This window comes from Mycoplasma sp. 246B, from assembly GCF_054353935.1.
In genome coordinates, this window is the sequence record NZ_JBTHHM010000002.1 from 114,137 (window position 1) to 131,367 (window position 17,231).

Here is a 17,231-nt window from a genome sequence, read left to right on the forward strand (position 1 = left end):
GCATTTTTTCTTATAACAAAACAATTAAATACCATATAAGATTTTCATCCTTTTTTAACCTTATCTATAATTATATTAGCATAAAAAGTAAAATTACAAAATTTTTTATATTCGTTAAAAAAACCAAGAAAATTTCGCTTCCTGTTTTTATTCTTTTTAACTATAAATTATCAGATGTTAATTCATCATACCTAGATCATTTGCTGACAAAAAATGTTTTGTTTTAGAAAATCAGGATTAGTTTCACAAACACTAAAAATGAAAATAGACAATGCAAAGGAGATAATAAAGCAGGAATCATTAAAAATAACAAAAAAACACAAAAAATGCTTAATTATTTGAGATAAGAAATTTTTGTTGATGTTTGCTCCGCTGATGACTATGACGAAGATGATGAAATTTAAAATAACAAGGTTTTCTTGTTATTTTATCTTTGCTTTACCAAAAAGTCATTAGTTTCTTTAAAATTTAACACACCTTTAAATTTAATACTATAATCTTTTGGTGCTTGAAAAACTTCTAAAATAAGATTTACTTTAACATCACTTGCTTCCTTATTTTGATCATCACTTCTTCTTGAATTAAATTCAAACACTCTTTCTGATATTTTAGCTAATGTCATTTCCTTATTTCTGCTATTAATATCATATTTAATTGTTTGATACGGATAAGTAAAATGATATATATTACCTTTTTCTTTTATAATACGAATATATAAATTATTATTAGTAAGTATATCTGAAAGGTCTTTTGCTTTTAAATATTGAGATTGAAAAATATTTTTAATTTCTTGTTTAGACAGATTAAGATGTAAGTTTTGTGAAATATTATATATATTGTCTAAAAACTGATTGTTAAATTCTAATTCATTGGTTATTTTCAGATACTCAGTAGTTGATGGTATTAGAGCAAGTATATCATTTGTTAAATCACCTAAAAATGCTACAGGTTTATATATTATATCTTGTCTAATTTGTGCCTTATTTATAAGTGACTTTATGTCAATTTGTTTGTCCCCTAGAATAAAATCGTCTTTTTTGTAATGCAATTCATTAGATAAATTGTTAATATACTGATCTATTTGGTCATTAGGAAATTCTTTAATTTCATAATCCTTGTTTTTAGGTAACTTAAAGATTGTAAATATCTTTCTTGTATAATAAATATAAAGGTGTTTAACATCTAAATAATAACCAGGTAGAATTTTAAAAATTTTTATTTTCCCCATATCATTTTCCGCATCATAAACAAGATAATCTAGATAAGATGGGATTTGATACGGGGTTTGCTCATAAATTAAAATATTTTGTGTTTTTAATATATCATCTATGTTTTTAGCATCTAAAAAATCATCTTCAAATGTTTTTGTTATTTCTTCATCACTCATAGATTTATTTAAGTTATATTTTTGGTAAAGTTCATTAACCTTACCTACAACATTCTTAATAAACTCATCTTTTGTTTTAATTAAAAGTGGTTGATTAAAATAATTAACAGCACTTCATTGATCTTTTTTGTAAGGAATAAATTGGTCAAAAATTTGTGAATTATTTAGTTTAATATCTTGTGATTGTTGTTTTAATCTTAGTAAATTTATTGAATATCCAAGGTTACGTTCGGTTTGTTGAGTTTCTGAATTTTTATTATCGTGTTTTGAAGTTGAACATGCAGATGCAATAATAGTAATAATAGGTGTAGTACCGAAAATAAATTTAAATAGTTTATTTTTGAACAACATATGTATATGCTAAAATATCATCCACTGAGTTATCAAATAAAGCTGATTTATATTTCCTTACTACTAATCTATATTCTCCTGAACCATCTGATTTATATTCAATTAATTCATCATTAGATGTTGAAGATTCAGATCTTGCAACTTCAACTCAACCTTTATTATACTCATACTTTTCTAAGATAAAATCATAATCTGAAAATTTCATTTTTTGTTTTTTTAATACTTCATCTGTTTTTAATCAATCTGATTTGTGGTGGGTTTTTTCTCATTCTGATGTCTCTCTTTTTACACGATCTGACTCTACTTTGTTAGCTATTAAACCACCGATTGGACCTAAAAATCACCATCAATTTACATTTGAATTGTATTTTGGTTTATTTTCAAGATTCTTTAATAAACCTGCATTAAACATTCATGATAACGATGCTTTTAATATTTGGCCTGAATTTAAATAAATCGAATTTGATCTTTTAAGAATATCATTAGTATCGGATGAATTGATCTTTAATATACTTAAATTATCTGCGGCTATTTTCATATTTTCAAAGTCAGGTATACCTGATCCATATAAATTGCTAAAACCATTAGATTTATTGAGTTGTTTCGGATCGTTTGTTGATATAGCAGAAGCACTAAGGATACTTTTTAAAGCAGGTATTCTAGTTTCATCTTTATCTAATATTAATTTTTTCTCTCTTAATAATGTAGATAATAATCCAGTTATAACTGGTGCAGAAAAACTTGTTCCATTTTTTTCTTCATATAATTCAAACGTTCCAGGTGCAGTTATAAATGGTTTTGCAACATCACCATTACTTGGGTCAATTAATATATTCGAGTATGATGCAATTCGGTTGTCTTTTATATTTGCTTCTAAATTCTTATTTAATGCACCTACAACAATTGAATTGTAAGATAATGAATATTTATTTATTCAATTCATTCCTCTGCCATCATTACCATTTCCAGCAGAAAATACATTTACAACACCATATTTTCGAGAAAGATAATCAACTATATAACTTTCTTCACCGTAAAGTTTTTCTCTTAAATTAAGACCACTTCCGTAACTATGGTTAATAACTCTAATACCTTTATCTATAATTAAATCTTCAAGTCTTTTTTGTCAGTCGCTATTTTTGCCATCAAAAGATGTAAAATAAATACTTGCTTTCTTATCAAAACCTTCCTTGCCACCTACAATAGATGAAACAATAATACCGTGATCATCTACATCTTCTTTTGTCTCTGTATATTGATTCAAAACGTACATATTATTTTTGAAAAAATTATATGTAGTCGAATAATTAAGTTGTCCTCTATATTCCATAACACCTACATTATTTTGATTGTAACTGGTATGACTATTTAGATCTTTTTGATTTTGTTTTTCAAAATTTACTGTTTTATAAATTTGATATTTATTTTTGATTTCATATCTGAAAAGATCATCTCTGTATGAATAATAATTATCAGGAGATTCATAAATTTCTTTTACAGGTATTTTGATATTTGTTATATCATTTTTATAAAGAATAAATCTATTAACCTGATTATCTTTATTTAATTTATGTATAAATTCTTTACGATTATCTTCATTTTGAAAATAAAATCATACTATCGGTGAGATTCTGCTTGAAGTAGAACTCAGAAATTTTAATCCTATTTTTTTAACATAATTAATAAAATTTTGGTTTTGTTCTTTTATATATTTTTCATCATTAATTTGTAAGTTGGTTAAATATTTATGATTTAATAAAACTTTTAACTCATAATCATTATTTATTTGTTCAACACTTGAATTAAGATTATAATTTTTACCAAACGAATCTCTAACTTCTATCTTTAGATCATTTGCTTTTTCATATCATTGGATGTTTTTATTTGTATTTGGTGTTGATACGATTGCAATAGGTAAGACAACAGTCGATGTTATACCTAATGCTCATAAAAATTTTCTTCTATTTTTCATTTTACTCCTTTTATTTTGATTGATAACATTATTTAGCTATTTTATTTAGTATATTTTATAAAGGCAAGATTCCACTCCACCAATATATTATTTTCTTTTAATATTATTTTTGTTTTACTAAAAAATCATTGGTTTCTTTAAAGTTTAAAATACCTTCAAATTCCACACTATAATCCTTTGGTATTTGAATAACTTCATAAATTAAATTTGATTTAATATCATCAAGTTTAGGTAGATCATATAAATATAACCTGCTTGAATTAAAACTGAATATTCTATCTGAAATTTCTGCTAATACAACTTCTTTGTTATTTGTTTGATATTTAATGGTTTGATACGGATAGGTTCAATGATATATATCACCCTTTTCTTTTATAATTCGAATATATAAATTCATATCACTTAAGACATCAGCTATAGTCTTAGCATTTAAGAATTCATTTTCAAAAATGATTTTAATTTCTTGTTGTGTCTTGTTTTGATGTGATTTTTCTGAAATGTTGAATAATGGAATTAAAATTTTTTCATTAAATTCTGTTTCATTTGATATTTTAAAATATTCTACAGATGTATTAATATCTTTAAGTGCTTCATTTGTAAGATTATTAATAAAGGTGATGGGTTTGTAAATTATACTTTGGTTTGTTTGGATTCTGTTTATTAAGGATTTAACATCTAAATAAACATCAAAATTATCATCTTTTATGATAAAATTATCACGTTTATACTTTGACTTTTTTGATAAATTAGCAATATATTTATCAATTTGTTCATCATTTAAACCTACAATTTTATAATTTTTATTTTTCGGTAATTTAAGGACTGTAAAAATCTTTTTAGCAAATGAATAAAGATTATGATTAACACTTAAATAATATCCTGGTTTTACTTTTAAAATTTTTATATTATCTAAATCATTTGATTCGTCATAAACTAAATATTCTAAATCAGAAGGGATCGAATATGGTGATTGTTCATAAATCAAGATGTTTTGTGTTGATAATATTTCGTCTAAATTTAATTTTTTTAAGTAATCTGTTTCGAACATCTTTATTATCTGTTCATCATTAATTGATTTATTTAAGTTATATTTATGGTAAAAATCGTTTATTTTTCCGACAACTTTTTGAATAAATTCTTCTTTTGACTTTATTAAAACAGGTTCTTTAAAAAAATAAGTTATCTTTTTTGTTTGATTAAGATCATAAATAAATTGGTCAAAAATTTGAGAATTATTAATGCTTATATCTTGGTTTTGTTGCTCTAATCTTAGTAAATTCATTGAATAATTGAGTTGAGAATGATTTTTAAGGTTTTTTTCGACTTCATTATTTAAATAAGCACATGATGAAGTAATTAATGTAATAATTGCAGAATTAGTTAATAAAAATTTAAATAGTTTATTTTTGAACAACATATGTAAATGCTAAAACATCATCAACTGAATTATCAAATAAAGCAGATTTATATTTTTTAACTACCAGTCTATATTCACCCCAACCATCTGATTTATATTCTATTAATTCATCATTTGATGAAGAAGATTGTGATGTTGCTACTTGAACTCAACCTAAATTAGAATCATATTTTTCTAATATTAAATCATAATCAGAAAATTTCATATTTTGTCTTTTTATGACTTCATCTTTTTTTAATCAATCCTCTTTTATATGAATTTTATTTCATTCATCAGTCTCACTTTTTAATCTATCAAATTCGACAGAATTTGCTATTATACCACCAATCGGACCTAAGAACCATCATCAATTTACATTAGGATTATATTGCGGCTTATTGTTTTTATTTTTTAATAATCCTGCATTAAACATCCACGATAAAGATGTTTTCAGTATTTGTCCATCATTTAGATAAATTGAATTTGATCTCATAAGGATATCTCTAGTATCTGCATTAGTAACTTTTATGATTTTCACATTTTCTGCGGCTTTCTTCATATTTTCAAAATCTGGAATGCCTGCTCCATAAACATTGCTAAAACCACTTGATTTTCTATATTGATTTGAATCGTTTGTTGATATAGCAGATGCACTTAAGATACTTTTTAATACGGGAATCCGATATTCATCATTATCTATCATAAATTTTCTTTCTCTTGACAAAGTAGATAATAAACCTGTTACAACTGGAGCAGCAAAACTTGTTCCTTTATCTTTTCTATAAAAATCAAATGTACCAGGTGCAACTATAAAAGGTTTTGCAATATCGCCATTGCTTGAATCAATTAATATATTAGAATAATAAGCAATTCTATCATCCTTTATATCTGACATTAAATTATTACTTAATGCACCAACAACAATTGAATTATAAGATAGTGAATATTTATTTATTCATTCCATATCTCCTATTCCGTTATTACCATTACCTGCAGAAAATACATTAACTACACCATATTTTCTTGATAAATAATCTACTATATAACTTTCTTCCCCATAAAATCTTTGAGATAAATCACGTCCACTTCCATAACTATGGTTTATTATTCTTACACCTTTATTGATTATTAAATTCTCTAAGTTTCTTTGTCAATCACCATTTTTATCTTCAAATGTTGCAAAATATATTGATGCTTTTTTATCAAATCCTTCGTCACCTGCTACTATCGATGTAACAAATGTTCCATGATCCTTATAACCATCAGGTTTTGTGTATTCGTTTAAAATGTATTCTTCATTTTTATAAAAATTATTAGTTTCGTGATTTCTTAATTGTCCTTTGTATTCATATACAGCGACCTTATTTTCATTAAATTGTGTGTGGCTGTTTGAATCCTTTTCGTTTTGTTTTTCAAAATTTATAGTTTTATAAATTTGATATTTATTCTTTATATCATATTTATAAAAATCAGGATGGTTATTAAATAAATAATCATCTTTAAATTTTGAATATGAAATCGATGAAGTAGGATTTAAAGAATCGTTTTTATAAAGAATAAATCGATTAACCTGATTATCTTTATTTAATTTATGTATAAATTCTTTACGATCTTCTTCCTTTTGAAAATAAAATCATACTATCGGGGATATCATACTTACATTGGAATTTAAAAACTTTAAACCTTGAGTTCTAACTGATTTAATAAATTCATCATTTTGTTCTTTTATATATTTTTCATCATTAATTTGTAAGTTGGTTAAATATTTATGATTTAATAAAACTTTTAACTCATAATCATTATTTATTTGTTCAACACTTGAATTAAGATTATAATTTTTACCAAACGAATCTCTAACTTCTAACTTTAGATCATTTGCTTTTTCATATCATTGGATGTTTTTATTTGTATTTGGTGTTGATACGATTGCAATAGGTAAGACAATAGTCGATGTCATACCTAATGCTCATAAAAATTTTCTTCTATTTTTCATTTTACTCCTTTTATTTTGATTGATAACATTATTTAACTATTTTATTTAGTATATTTTATAAAGGCAAGATTCCACTCCACCAATATATTATTTTCTTTTAATATTATTTTTGTTTTACTAAAAAATCATTGGTTTCTTTAAAGTTTAATATACCTTCAAATTCCACACTATAATCCTTTGGTATTTGAATAACTTCATAAATTAAATTTGATTTAATATCATCAAGTTTAGGTAGATCATATAAATATAACCTGCTTGAATTAAAACTGAATATTCTATCTGAAATTTCTGCTAATACAACTTCTTTGTTATTAGTTTGATATTTAATGGTTTGATACGGATAGGTTCAATGATATATATCGCTTTTTTTCATTTATAATACATATTTTAATACTAAAACATCAACTAAATTTTTAAATTGAGTTGATTTGTTTATATCTATTAAGTCTTTTTTTAATATTATTTACTATATCATTGATTAATTTATTAAATATTGATAAATATAATTTATTATTAACATCATATAAATTTAGATACTTTAATATCCTCGGTTTATAATCTCAATTGTTTATAAATTTTGATGTCAGTTTATTTTCAATAACCATTTTACTCCATTTTTTAATTTTAAATTGATAAGGTAGGTTTTATTATATTTAATTATTTACCTTAATAAGATTTCATCCTTTTTTAACCTTATCTATAATTATAATAACATAAAAAAGTGAAATTACAAAATTTTTTATATTTGTTATTAAAAAAAACCAAGAAATTTTACTTCTCGGTTTTTTTGCTAATGAACTATAAATTATCAGATGTTAATTCATCATACCTTGATCAGTTGGTAACAAAAAATGTTTTATTTCTAACCATTTCATTATCTTTATCAAACAATTGATAATTTTCGCTTTTAGGAACACTGATAAACAAAGCAATTGGACGATGTGAATTACGAACATTTTCGCTGTTAGGCATAAATCAATTAATAAGATATACTTTCTTTAAAATACTATCTAAATTAAAACTATAAGCATCGATATTCCTTGCATAATTATCTGTAAAATAATAATATACATTGTTATTATGCAGTAAATTTTCTAAGCTTGTATTTGCTACTAATTGAGCATATTCTTTAATTCGACCTACTTGATAAGAATTTAAATTATTAAAAACTATATCATCAATATTTGAAAGAGTACCAATTTTTTGAAAATTTTCTTTTATAGCTTCATATTTTTTGTATTCATTAACACTTGCTTCATCTTTTGATGTAGATAAACGATAAAAATCGTGTTTTTTATTAAGTTCATTTTTGTTTAAAAGTGATATATATTCATTTTCCTTTTGAAAATAAATTGCAGGATGATATTCATTAAAGAATGATAAATTATCAAAATTCTTTTTGCTTTGTGATCTAACTGCTTGCGAAAAATTACGAACTAAACTTTCGAATCTTTTCACTTCAGATGCAGAAAGAATTTTATCTAAATCAGACTGATCTCTTCCTTCGTTTTTTGCTTTATCATATGCTTTATATTTTGTAAGATTATTATTAAAGAATTCGTTATTTTCAGTTCTGATTTTCTTTTGTAAATTTAATACAGATTGAACAGGTGAAATTTTATCATTTTTACTTGGGGTTTGTTTATCAGTTCCACCAACCTTAATTTTTTCATCGTTAATTTTCCGATAACTACATGAAATAGCAGCCGATGTTGTTATTAAAGGCAATAAAGAACCACCTGAAACCAAAATTTTTCTAACACTTTTTTTCATAATTATTTAATGTTTTTTAAACATTGCTCCATAATTGATATATATCTATATTATAGTCTTTTTTAGCAATTCAAACATTCTTATAATTTTTCTGGTATATAAATATTTCTAGATAAAAAATAAATATGTTAATTTTTCACATATTTATACTTTAAATCAATTTTTAATTAATTCTTACTTCTTCATAGAATTCTAAAACATCATCTTCTTGGATATCATTAAAATCTTTTATATGTGTACCAAAGTCTTTACCTTTTACAACTTCTTTTGCATCATTTAATTCACGACGTAAAGTTTCTAGTTGTCCTTCGTGAATTATTTTTCCTTTACGATATACTTTTACCTTACATTTTTCGCGAACCACACCAGCATCCATCATACATCCTGCAATCTTTCCTACTTTTGAATAAAAGAAAACCTTGATAATATGTGCTTCACCGATCTTGCGATCTTCATAAATTGGTGCTTTTAATTCATCTAAAATACTTTGACAATCTTGAATTATCTTATAAATTACATTATGCTCAATAATACTAATATTTTGTGCCTGAGCATTTTGTTTCATATTTGATGGTGTTTTTAGGTTAAACACGAAGATTATAGCATTTGATGCTTGTGCTAGTAATAAATCATTTCCGCTTACAAACCCTGCTGATGCAGCAATAACCTTTATAATTGCTTCATCATTTTCAAGTCCATTTATTTGTCCTTTGATAGCTTCAGAAGTCCCGTGAACATCTGATTTAATTATAATATTTATTATTTTTTTACCATCTGAATTTGCATTTACTAATGATTTATCATGCAATAAATTCATTTTATCAGAAAAAGCCTTTTCGTTAGCTAATTTCTTTGCAAATTTTTCATCACTAAATCCAATAAATTTATCACCAGCATCAGGGGCATAATTTAATCCTGTTATAATAGCCGGCATACCTGGATAAACTTTTTTAATAGGATGCCCGTTTGTATCAGTTAAAGAACGAATCCTTCCATATTTAGAGCCAGCAACAATAAAGTCACCTTTATATAATGTTCCATTTTCAATTACTATTGTAGAAACTGCACCAGCACCTTTATCAACACGTGATTCGATAACTGTTCCAATTGGATATCGTTTTGGATTAGCTTTTAAATCTAAAAGTTCAGCAAGTAAGGTTATTTCATCAAATAATTGAGTTAAACCATCACCATTTATTGCTGATCCATAAACTATTTGAGTGTCTCCACCGTATTCATTGATTACAACTTCATTATCTGCTAACTCTCCCTTCAAACGATCTAAATCCTTGTTAGGCTTATCCATTTTATTGACAAAAACAATAATAGGAACATTAGCTGCCTTTGCATGTTGAATCGCTTCTTTGGTTTGAGGCATTACACCATCGTCTGCTGCAACAACTAAAATAATAATATCAGTAATTTTCGCTCCACGAGCACGCATTTTAGTAAATGCTTCATGCCCTGGAGTATCTAAGAAAGTTATTTTTGCATTCTTATGTTCAATTTGATATGCTCCGGTATGTTGGGTAATCCCACTTGATTCGGTTGCGACAATATTCGATCGTCTTATTTTATCTATTAGGGTGGTTTTTCCATGATCAACATGACCCATCACTGTAATAATTGGACTACGATGAATTAAATCTTCTGGTTTATCTTCAAAATTTACTTCATCTAAAAAGTTTGATCCATCAACATTTGTTTCTTTTTGAAAGTCTAAATTATTTTCTAAACAAATTTCACCAATTTCTTCTTCGGATAAAATGTGATTAAGATTATACATTTTACCTTGTAAAAAGAATTTTTTGATTATGTCGTTTGCATTAATACGAGTAATTTTAGCAAAATCTCCGATAGTCATTTTACCTGTAAAAATAAACACTCCATCTTTTACTTCAGTTTTTGCTGTTTGTAGTTGTTGCTTTATTTCAGCAACATTACTAATCCGATGTGTTTTCTTTGACATTGATCACCTCCTGAATTTGTGATTCCAAGTCATCGTAAGTTTCATTAGTGACATTGGTACGAAAGGTACGATTTAATGCTTTAGTTCTTCTTATTTTATTCCAATTTTCAAAAGATGGAATAAAATAAGCACCTCTTCCTTTCATATTTTGATTTTTATCTAAAATAACTGTATTTGCTTTGCGATTAAAATCAAAACGCAACATTTCCTTAACATTTACTATTTGGTTAGTCGCGATACATTTACGATTAAAGTTTTTAAGATTCTCATTCATCATCTAAATCATCAAAATTAATATCTGTATCTAAGCCATAGTTCATTAAATCATTATCAACTTTAAAGTCTTTAATCTTCTTGTATTCAGTAATAACTTTTTTCTCTTTTTTAATTTGGTTTTTATTATTAAATTCTTTTGGTTTATCACTACTTTGCATACTATTTTGAAATTCTTCTATTTCTTCTTCTGCTGCAAAGTTAATATCAAATGATGAATTAATATCATCTACAAAATCATAATTATTTAACTCGCTATCAGATTGAATTTGGTTATCAACTTTTTCAAATAAATCATCAAACACACTTTCACTAGATTGTTTAATTTTATCATTTGTTTTTTGTAATTTATTTTTTTGTTGTGAATCAATAGTTTCCGATGTATTTTGTTTAGCAATTAATGAATCGCTAGACTGCATACGCATTGAACTATAAAAGTCTGCTACATCTTTATCAAAATCATCCATTGAAATATTGATATCTTTAAGATATTGATTTGGTTTTGATTTTCTTGGTTTTTTATTTGTGTTAAATAACGATTTTTCTCTTGGAACAAATGTCTTTTTAACTTCTTTTAATTTAAATGGTATTTTTAGTTGCATCGCTTTTTCAACATCAACAACTTCTATTTTGGTTTCAGTTAATTTTGATGCTAAGTCAATATTTAATGCACTGCGCCCAATTACTGTTTTAAATTCTTCTTTTTCAACTACAGCATAGGCTTTTTGAGTTTTCTTGTGCAAAACAACATCAATTACTTTAGCAGGCGATAATGCATTTTTAACATATTCTAATTTATTTGCAGATCACCTTATAATATCTATTTTTTCTTTAATAATATCAGATACAGCAATGATGCGTTTGGCTCCCTCACCAAAAATTGAACCAACAATATCGTAGTTAAAGTTACGATTTGGATTAACTCTTACAGCAACCTTAGAACGAATTCCTGGTATTCTTTGCACCTTAACAATTTCGATATCTCCACTACCTATTTCAGATATCTGAGTTTTTAAAGTTTCTTGGACTTGGTTTGGATCAATCATCGAAACTTCTAAAACATTGAGATTATTTTCTAAATTAATACCTTCTAATGTAACCTGTATATCTGAACCAGGATGTATCGGTTCAGAACGATTTAATTTATGTTTCGATAAGTAGGCTTTATATAAGCGATTATCTTCTAAGATTTCCACTAAAAATCCACCACGAACCATAGTTGATAAAACCTTAGCATGAAATTTTTGACCAATTTTATTAGCAAAAATATTGCTTATACGTTCTTTATCAACAAATTTTAACTCACTGCGAAACCCGTTTTCTATAGCAGCACGATGTTTTTTACTGATTCAACCAAAATCTCAAATTATATCAACTGTATCACCTGAATGAATATTCGGATTTAAAATTTTCGCTTCTTTAATATGAATAAATAATAATCTCTGTAAATCTGGTTCACTATTTTTCTCATTTATTTCTTCAAAAACAATTTCATCTGAATCATCTACTACTATAATATTATGCTTGATTAATGTGATAGTCTTATCTTCGTGATTAACTATAAAATCAATTTCTGCATCAGGATCTATATCTTTTGTTATAACTTTTAATGTTTCTTCTTTAAAGATATTTAAAATGGTATCAAAGTCAAAATTTTTAGATTCTGCATATGAGTTAATCATTTGATATAACTGATTTTTTTCATTTATTCTTTTGTCAATAACAATATTTTTATTTTCTGCCATATGTTCCTTAAAATTTAATATATAACTCTACTGAAGAAATATTATTTTTTTCAAATGATACTTTTCGCATCTGCCCTTTTTTATTTCATCTAACAAGTATTTTATCATCAAAAACTTCCAATAATGTGACTACAAAGATATTATGTGATTCATAACTTTTAATTGTTTTTATTTTTATTTCTTTATTTATATAACTTGTTAAATCATTGATATCTAAATCCGTTTTTAAACCCTTTGATAAAACTTCTAAATTATATTCATCTTTAAACCAATTTTGAGTGTTTAAAAACATTGAAACTTGTTTGGATAATTCTTCAACTTGCTTTAAGTCAGTAAACTTACTTGTAATTTCTAAAGTTTGTCCAAAATCATTTGAAACCATTTTTGCATCCAAAATATTATCACCAAATTGTTCAATTAAAATTTGTTTATAGTTCATTTGACTCCTTAAAATAAGAAAAGTTGCACTGACGTACAACTCCTTATAATTCATAAAAAAGAGAAGTTGTTATATTATAGCAGTTTATGATAAAAATTTATTATTAATTTAGATTTTTTATTTTATATTAATAAGATTAAAAAATTATTTATGATAAGTTATATTATTTTTAATTGTAAAACTTCGATATATTTGTTCAATAAGCATTATGCGAAATAATTCGTGTGGAAAAGTCATTTTGGAAAAATTTATCTTATTTTCAAAATATGATTCATCAACTCCATTTGAACCTCCAATTACAAATGTAGCATTATCAATATCTAAAAATAAATTGCCAAATTCTATTGAATCATATTGTTTTGCATTGGTAGATAAATAAAATACTTTTGAGTTTTTAGGTATCTTCTCGAGGATTAATTGGGTTTCTTTTTTTATTTTCAAGTCAATATTATCATTTTTTTGTTCTTTGATTTCTATTAAATTAATTTTTGCAAAAAAATTAATTTTCTTGATATATTGTTTATAGATATCTTGGTATTCTTTTGATAAACTTCCAACAGCGATAATATTCAATTTCATTACTTTTTGCTACCTAAATAAAACATCAACATTTGTATATCAGTAGGATTTATCCCGGAAATCCGAGATGCCTGACCTATGGTTTGTGGTCGAATTGCTTCAAGTTTTTGTCGAGCTTCTGTTGCTAAATTCATCACCTTTTGATAGTCTATATCTTTTGGTATTTTTAGTGAATCTAAGCGCGACATTTTTTGTGCTTGGATTTGTTGTTTTTTAATATAACCATCTAAACGGATAATGGTAGTAAGTTCATTTTTGAATTCGAAATCACCTAGTACTTCTTCTGCTTTAACATCTGGACGGGCTAAAACTTTTAACATTGAAACTCCATTTTCTATTCCATATTTTTGTGCTAATTGTGACTTTGAAGATAAAAATTCTTCACTCAGTTGCTTTATTTTTGCATCGATGGTTTGATATTTTTTTAGTACATAATCATATGTTTGTTTAGAAACCAATCCGATTTGATAACCATATTTAGATAAACGTAAGTCAGGGTTATCATTACGCAATAACAATCGATATTCAGCTCTAGATGTTAACATTCGATATGGTTCTTTTGTTCCTTTTGTTACCAAATCATCTATTAATACTCCGATATATGCATCATCACGCTTTAAAATTAATGGCTCTTTATTTTCTAGATTTAATGCAGCATTTATTCCTGCAATTAATCCTTGTGCGGCTGCCTCTTCATATCCACTTGTTCCATTGATTTGTCCTGCTGTATAGAGATTTTTAATCACTTTTGATTCTAAGGATGGTTGGATTTGTAAGGGATTTAAAGCATCATATTCAATTGCATACCCTCATTTTTGGATGCGACAATTTTGTAATCCTGGTATAGTTCTTAACATCCTATCTTGCACATCTATTGGCATTGATGTTGACATCCCGTTTACATATATAATACTTCCATCAGCTGTTTCAGGTTCAAAAAAGATTTGATGACGATGTTTATCTCGAAAACGCATTACTTTATCTTCTATGCTAGGACAATATCTAGGTCCCACCCCTTCGATTAAACCTGAATACATTGCAGATTTACCAATATTTTCTTCAATTATTTTGTGTGTTGCATCATTTGTATAGGTAAGATAACATGAAATTTGTTTATCAAGTTTGATGTTAGAATGATTTGAAAAAGTCAATACATTATCTTCTAAGTCTTCTTTTTCTACTTGTGAAAAATCTATTGAATCGGCATAAACTCGAGCAGGTGTACCAGTTTTAAGGCGTTGAAGTTGCAAACCTAATTTTTTTAGTGATAAACTAAGTTTTGGTGTAGTTTTTTGATTATCAGGTCCGGATATAGTAATTTCATCTCCACGTAAAATTCTTGAATTCATATATGTTCCAGTTGTGATCACTAACACAGTTGTTTTTATAACACTTCCATCTGATAAAACAACACCAACTACTTTTTTTTCTGAATCTGTTAAAACTTCTTCAACAACCGCTTCAATTAAATCAATATTTAGATGCTCATTTAGTGCTTTTGCAATAATATTAGAATATTTATCTTTGTCTATTTGAGCCCTTAATGCCCTAACAGCAGGACCCTTTGATTCATTTAACATCTTAATTTGAATCATCGCTAAATCTGAAAAATATCCCTGAACTCCACCTAATGCATCAATTTCACGAGTTATAATCCCTTTTGCAGGACCCCCAATCGACGGATTACAAGGCATCATCGCTAAACGCTTTAAATCAAATGAAATTAATGCAGTTTGATAACCTTTATTTCCTAGAGCAAAAGCAGCCTCCACACCTGCATGACCACCACCAATAACGATTGCTTGATAACTTTTTTTCATATTTACCTCTTTAATTTTTATTATATTAAAAATGTTATATTTTTTTAGCAAAATTTTTAATTTGTTTTGCTTGTGAATTAAATCTTAATATCTTTGTGTATAAATCCCTTTATTTTCTTTTTTTACTATATATAACATAAAAAAGAAAATAAATTTATTTTATATAGCATCCAAAACAAAAATCGTTAAATTATTTCTTTCCTTAAAAATTCTGCTATAATTGCATAACCCATATATTTTTATATGGTCAGCATAAAGAGTATGGTAGTTGACAACGAAAACCATTGCCAACCGGTTTAATACACGGTGGAGAGTCAGGGGATGTATCCCAACATGCAAATGACCATCTTTATGCTCCTATTTAACTAATAAGGAGTTTTTTTATATGAGAAAATTATTTACCAGCGAATCAGTTGGAAGAGGACATCCAGATAAAGTCTGTGATCAAATTTCAGATGCGATTTTGGATGCTTATTTAACCTTAGATCCATATGCTAAAGTTGCAGTCGAAACAATGGCGAGTGGACACAACATCTTTATAGCAGGGGAAGTTAAAGCAACTGCTGATATTGATGTTATTGAAATTGCTAAAAATATCTTAAAATCCTTAGGATATTACACTAACGAAACAAGTTTTATCACAGACATCCGACACCAAAGTCCCGACATCGCTCAGGGAGTTGAATTAGGTGATGAAATCGGAGCAGGCGATCAAGGGATAATGTTTGGTTATGCAACTAACGAAACCGATGTTTATATGCCACTTGCGATTACAGTTGCACATGAACTTGTCAGGGTGGCTGAAAAACTTAGAGTTAGTGGAGATTTTGTATGAGCAAAAGCCGATATGAAATCGCAAGTTACCTTAGATTACAGCGATCCTGAACATACAAGTGTTGATACAGTTTTATTAAGCATTCAACATTCAAGTAAGTATGTTGAATCCGAATTTAAAGATTATATAGTGCAAAAAATCATTTTGCCAACATTACAAAAATTTAATTTAGATGCTCCAAAACACATCCTAATTAACCCAACCGGACAATTTATTATCGGTGGACCTATCGGGGATACTGGCTTAACAGGACGTAAAATCATTGTTGATACCTACGGTGGAGCATCGCGACATGGCGGCGGAGCTTTTAGTGGTAAGGATGCTACCAAAGTTGACAGATCTGCTGCATATGCTGCTCGATGAGTGGCAAAAAATGTTGTTGCAGCCGGTTTAGCAGATAAAGTTGAAATTCAAATTGCTTATTCTATTGGAATAGCAAAACCTATTTCGGTTATGGTTGAGACATTCGGGAGCGAAAAAATCGCTAAAGAAAAAATTGAAAATGCAATTATTAATACCTTTAATCTCACACCAAAAGCAATTATCGAAGCACTTGGATTAAGAAAACCAATTTATGCAAAAACAGCATATTTTGGACACTTTGGTAGAAATGATATCGATCTACCATGAGAGCGACTTAATAAAGTTGAAGAATTAAAACAATATTTAAAATAATTACCTAAGTTGACACTTTAAAAT

General features: G+C 26.6%; 13 protein-coding genes. 1 reads left to right on the top strand and 12 read right to left on the bottom strand.

From position 1 onward, the window contains the following. Positions 1-427: 427 nt before the first annotated feature. From ACXYRR_RS01550 to mnmG, 12 genes are all read right to left on the bottom strand, one after another. Complete coding sequence (locus tag ACXYRR_RS01550) at positions 428-1,738, bottom strand: hypothetical protein (RefSeq protein WP_458597491.1); 1,311 nt, start codon at positions 1,736-1,738, stop codon at positions 428-430. Next, positions 1,722-3,710 (bottom strand): S8 family serine peptidase, encoded by a 1,989-nt coding sequence (locus ACXYRR_RS01555; protein WP_458597493.1) that lies wholly within the window; start codon positions 3,708-3,710, stop codon positions 1,722-1,724. The genes ACXYRR_RS01550 and ACXYRR_RS01555 overlap by 17 nt, the downstream gene beginning before the upstream one ends. A gap of 103 nt (positions 3,711-3,813) precedes the next feature. Further along, on the bottom strand, positions 3,814-5,127 hold the full coding sequence (locus ACXYRR_RS01560) for a hypothetical protein (RefSeq protein ID WP_458597494.1): 1,314 nt from the start codon (positions 5,125-5,127) through the stop codon (positions 3,814-3,816). Beyond that, on the bottom strand, positions 5,111-7,099 hold the full coding sequence (locus tag ACXYRR_RS01565) for a S8 family serine peptidase (RefSeq protein WP_458597495.1): 1,989 nt from the start codon (positions 7,097-7,099) through the stop codon (positions 5,111-5,113). The genes ACXYRR_RS01560 and ACXYRR_RS01565 overlap by 17 nt, the downstream gene beginning before the upstream one ends. Positions 7,100-7,202: 103 nt before the next feature. Beyond that, entirely contained in the window at positions 7,203-7,472 is a 270-nt protein-coding gene (locus tag ACXYRR_RS01570) for a hypothetical protein (RefSeq protein WP_458597496.1), read from the bottom strand. Positions 7,473-7,897: 425 nt separating this feature from the next. After that, the gene (locus ACXYRR_RS01575) at positions 7,898-8,872 is read right to left on the bottom strand and encodes a hypothetical protein (RefSeq protein ID WP_458597497.1); all 975 of its coding nucleotides are present in this window, start codon (positions 8,870-8,872) and stop codon (positions 7,898-7,900) included. Between the two features lie 163 nt (positions 8,873-9,035). Further along, positions 9,036-10,841, bottom strand: coding sequence for a translation initiation factor IF-2 (infB, locus tag ACXYRR_RS01580; protein ID WP_458597498.1), 1,806 nt, complete (start codon positions 10,839-10,841; stop codon positions 9,036-9,038). Beyond that, positions 10,816-11,118 (bottom strand): YlxR family protein, encoded by a 303-nt coding sequence (locus ACXYRR_RS01585; protein ID WP_458597499.1) that lies wholly within the window; start codon positions 11,116-11,118, stop codon positions 10,816-10,818. The genes infB and ACXYRR_RS01585 overlap by 26 nt, the downstream gene beginning before the upstream one ends. Continuing rightward, positions 11,099-12,859, bottom strand: coding sequence for a NusA N-terminal domain-containing protein (locus tag ACXYRR_RS01590; protein WP_458597500.1), 1,761 nt, complete (start codon positions 12,857-12,859; stop codon positions 11,099-11,101). Before ACXYRR_RS01590 ends, ACXYRR_RS01585 begins: the two co-directional genes overlap by 20 nt. Positions 12,860-12,866: 7 nt before the next feature. Then, complete coding sequence (locus tag ACXYRR_RS01595) at positions 12,867-13,298, bottom strand: LSm family protein (RefSeq protein ID WP_435128526.1); 432 nt, start codon at positions 13,296-13,298, stop codon at positions 12,867-12,869. 144 nt (positions 13,299-13,442) lie between these two features. After that, positions 13,443-13,877 (bottom strand): 23S rRNA (pseudouridine(1915)-N(3))-methyltransferase RlmH, encoded by a 435-nt coding sequence (locus ACXYRR_RS01600; protein ID WP_458597501.1) that lies wholly within the window; start codon positions 13,875-13,877, stop codon positions 13,443-13,445. Beyond that, positions 13,877-15,697: a tRNA uridine-5-carboxymethylaminomethyl(34) synthesis enzyme MnmG gene (gene mnmG / locus ACXYRR_RS01605; RefSeq protein WP_458597502.1), complete on the bottom strand. Its 1,821-nt coding sequence runs from the start codon at positions 15,695-15,697 to the stop codon at positions 13,877-13,879. Before mnmG ends, ACXYRR_RS01600 begins: the two co-directional genes overlap by 1 nt. A gap of 385 nt (positions 15,698-16,082) precedes the next feature. On the opposite strand from mnmG, the gene metK reads away from it, so the two are divergent. Then, positions 16,083-17,207 (top strand): methionine adenosyltransferase, encoded by a 1,125-nt coding sequence (metK, locus tag ACXYRR_RS01610; RefSeq protein ID WP_458597503.1) that lies wholly within the window; start codon positions 16,083-16,085, stop codon positions 17,205-17,207. Positions 17,208-17,231: the final 24 nt, after the last annotated feature.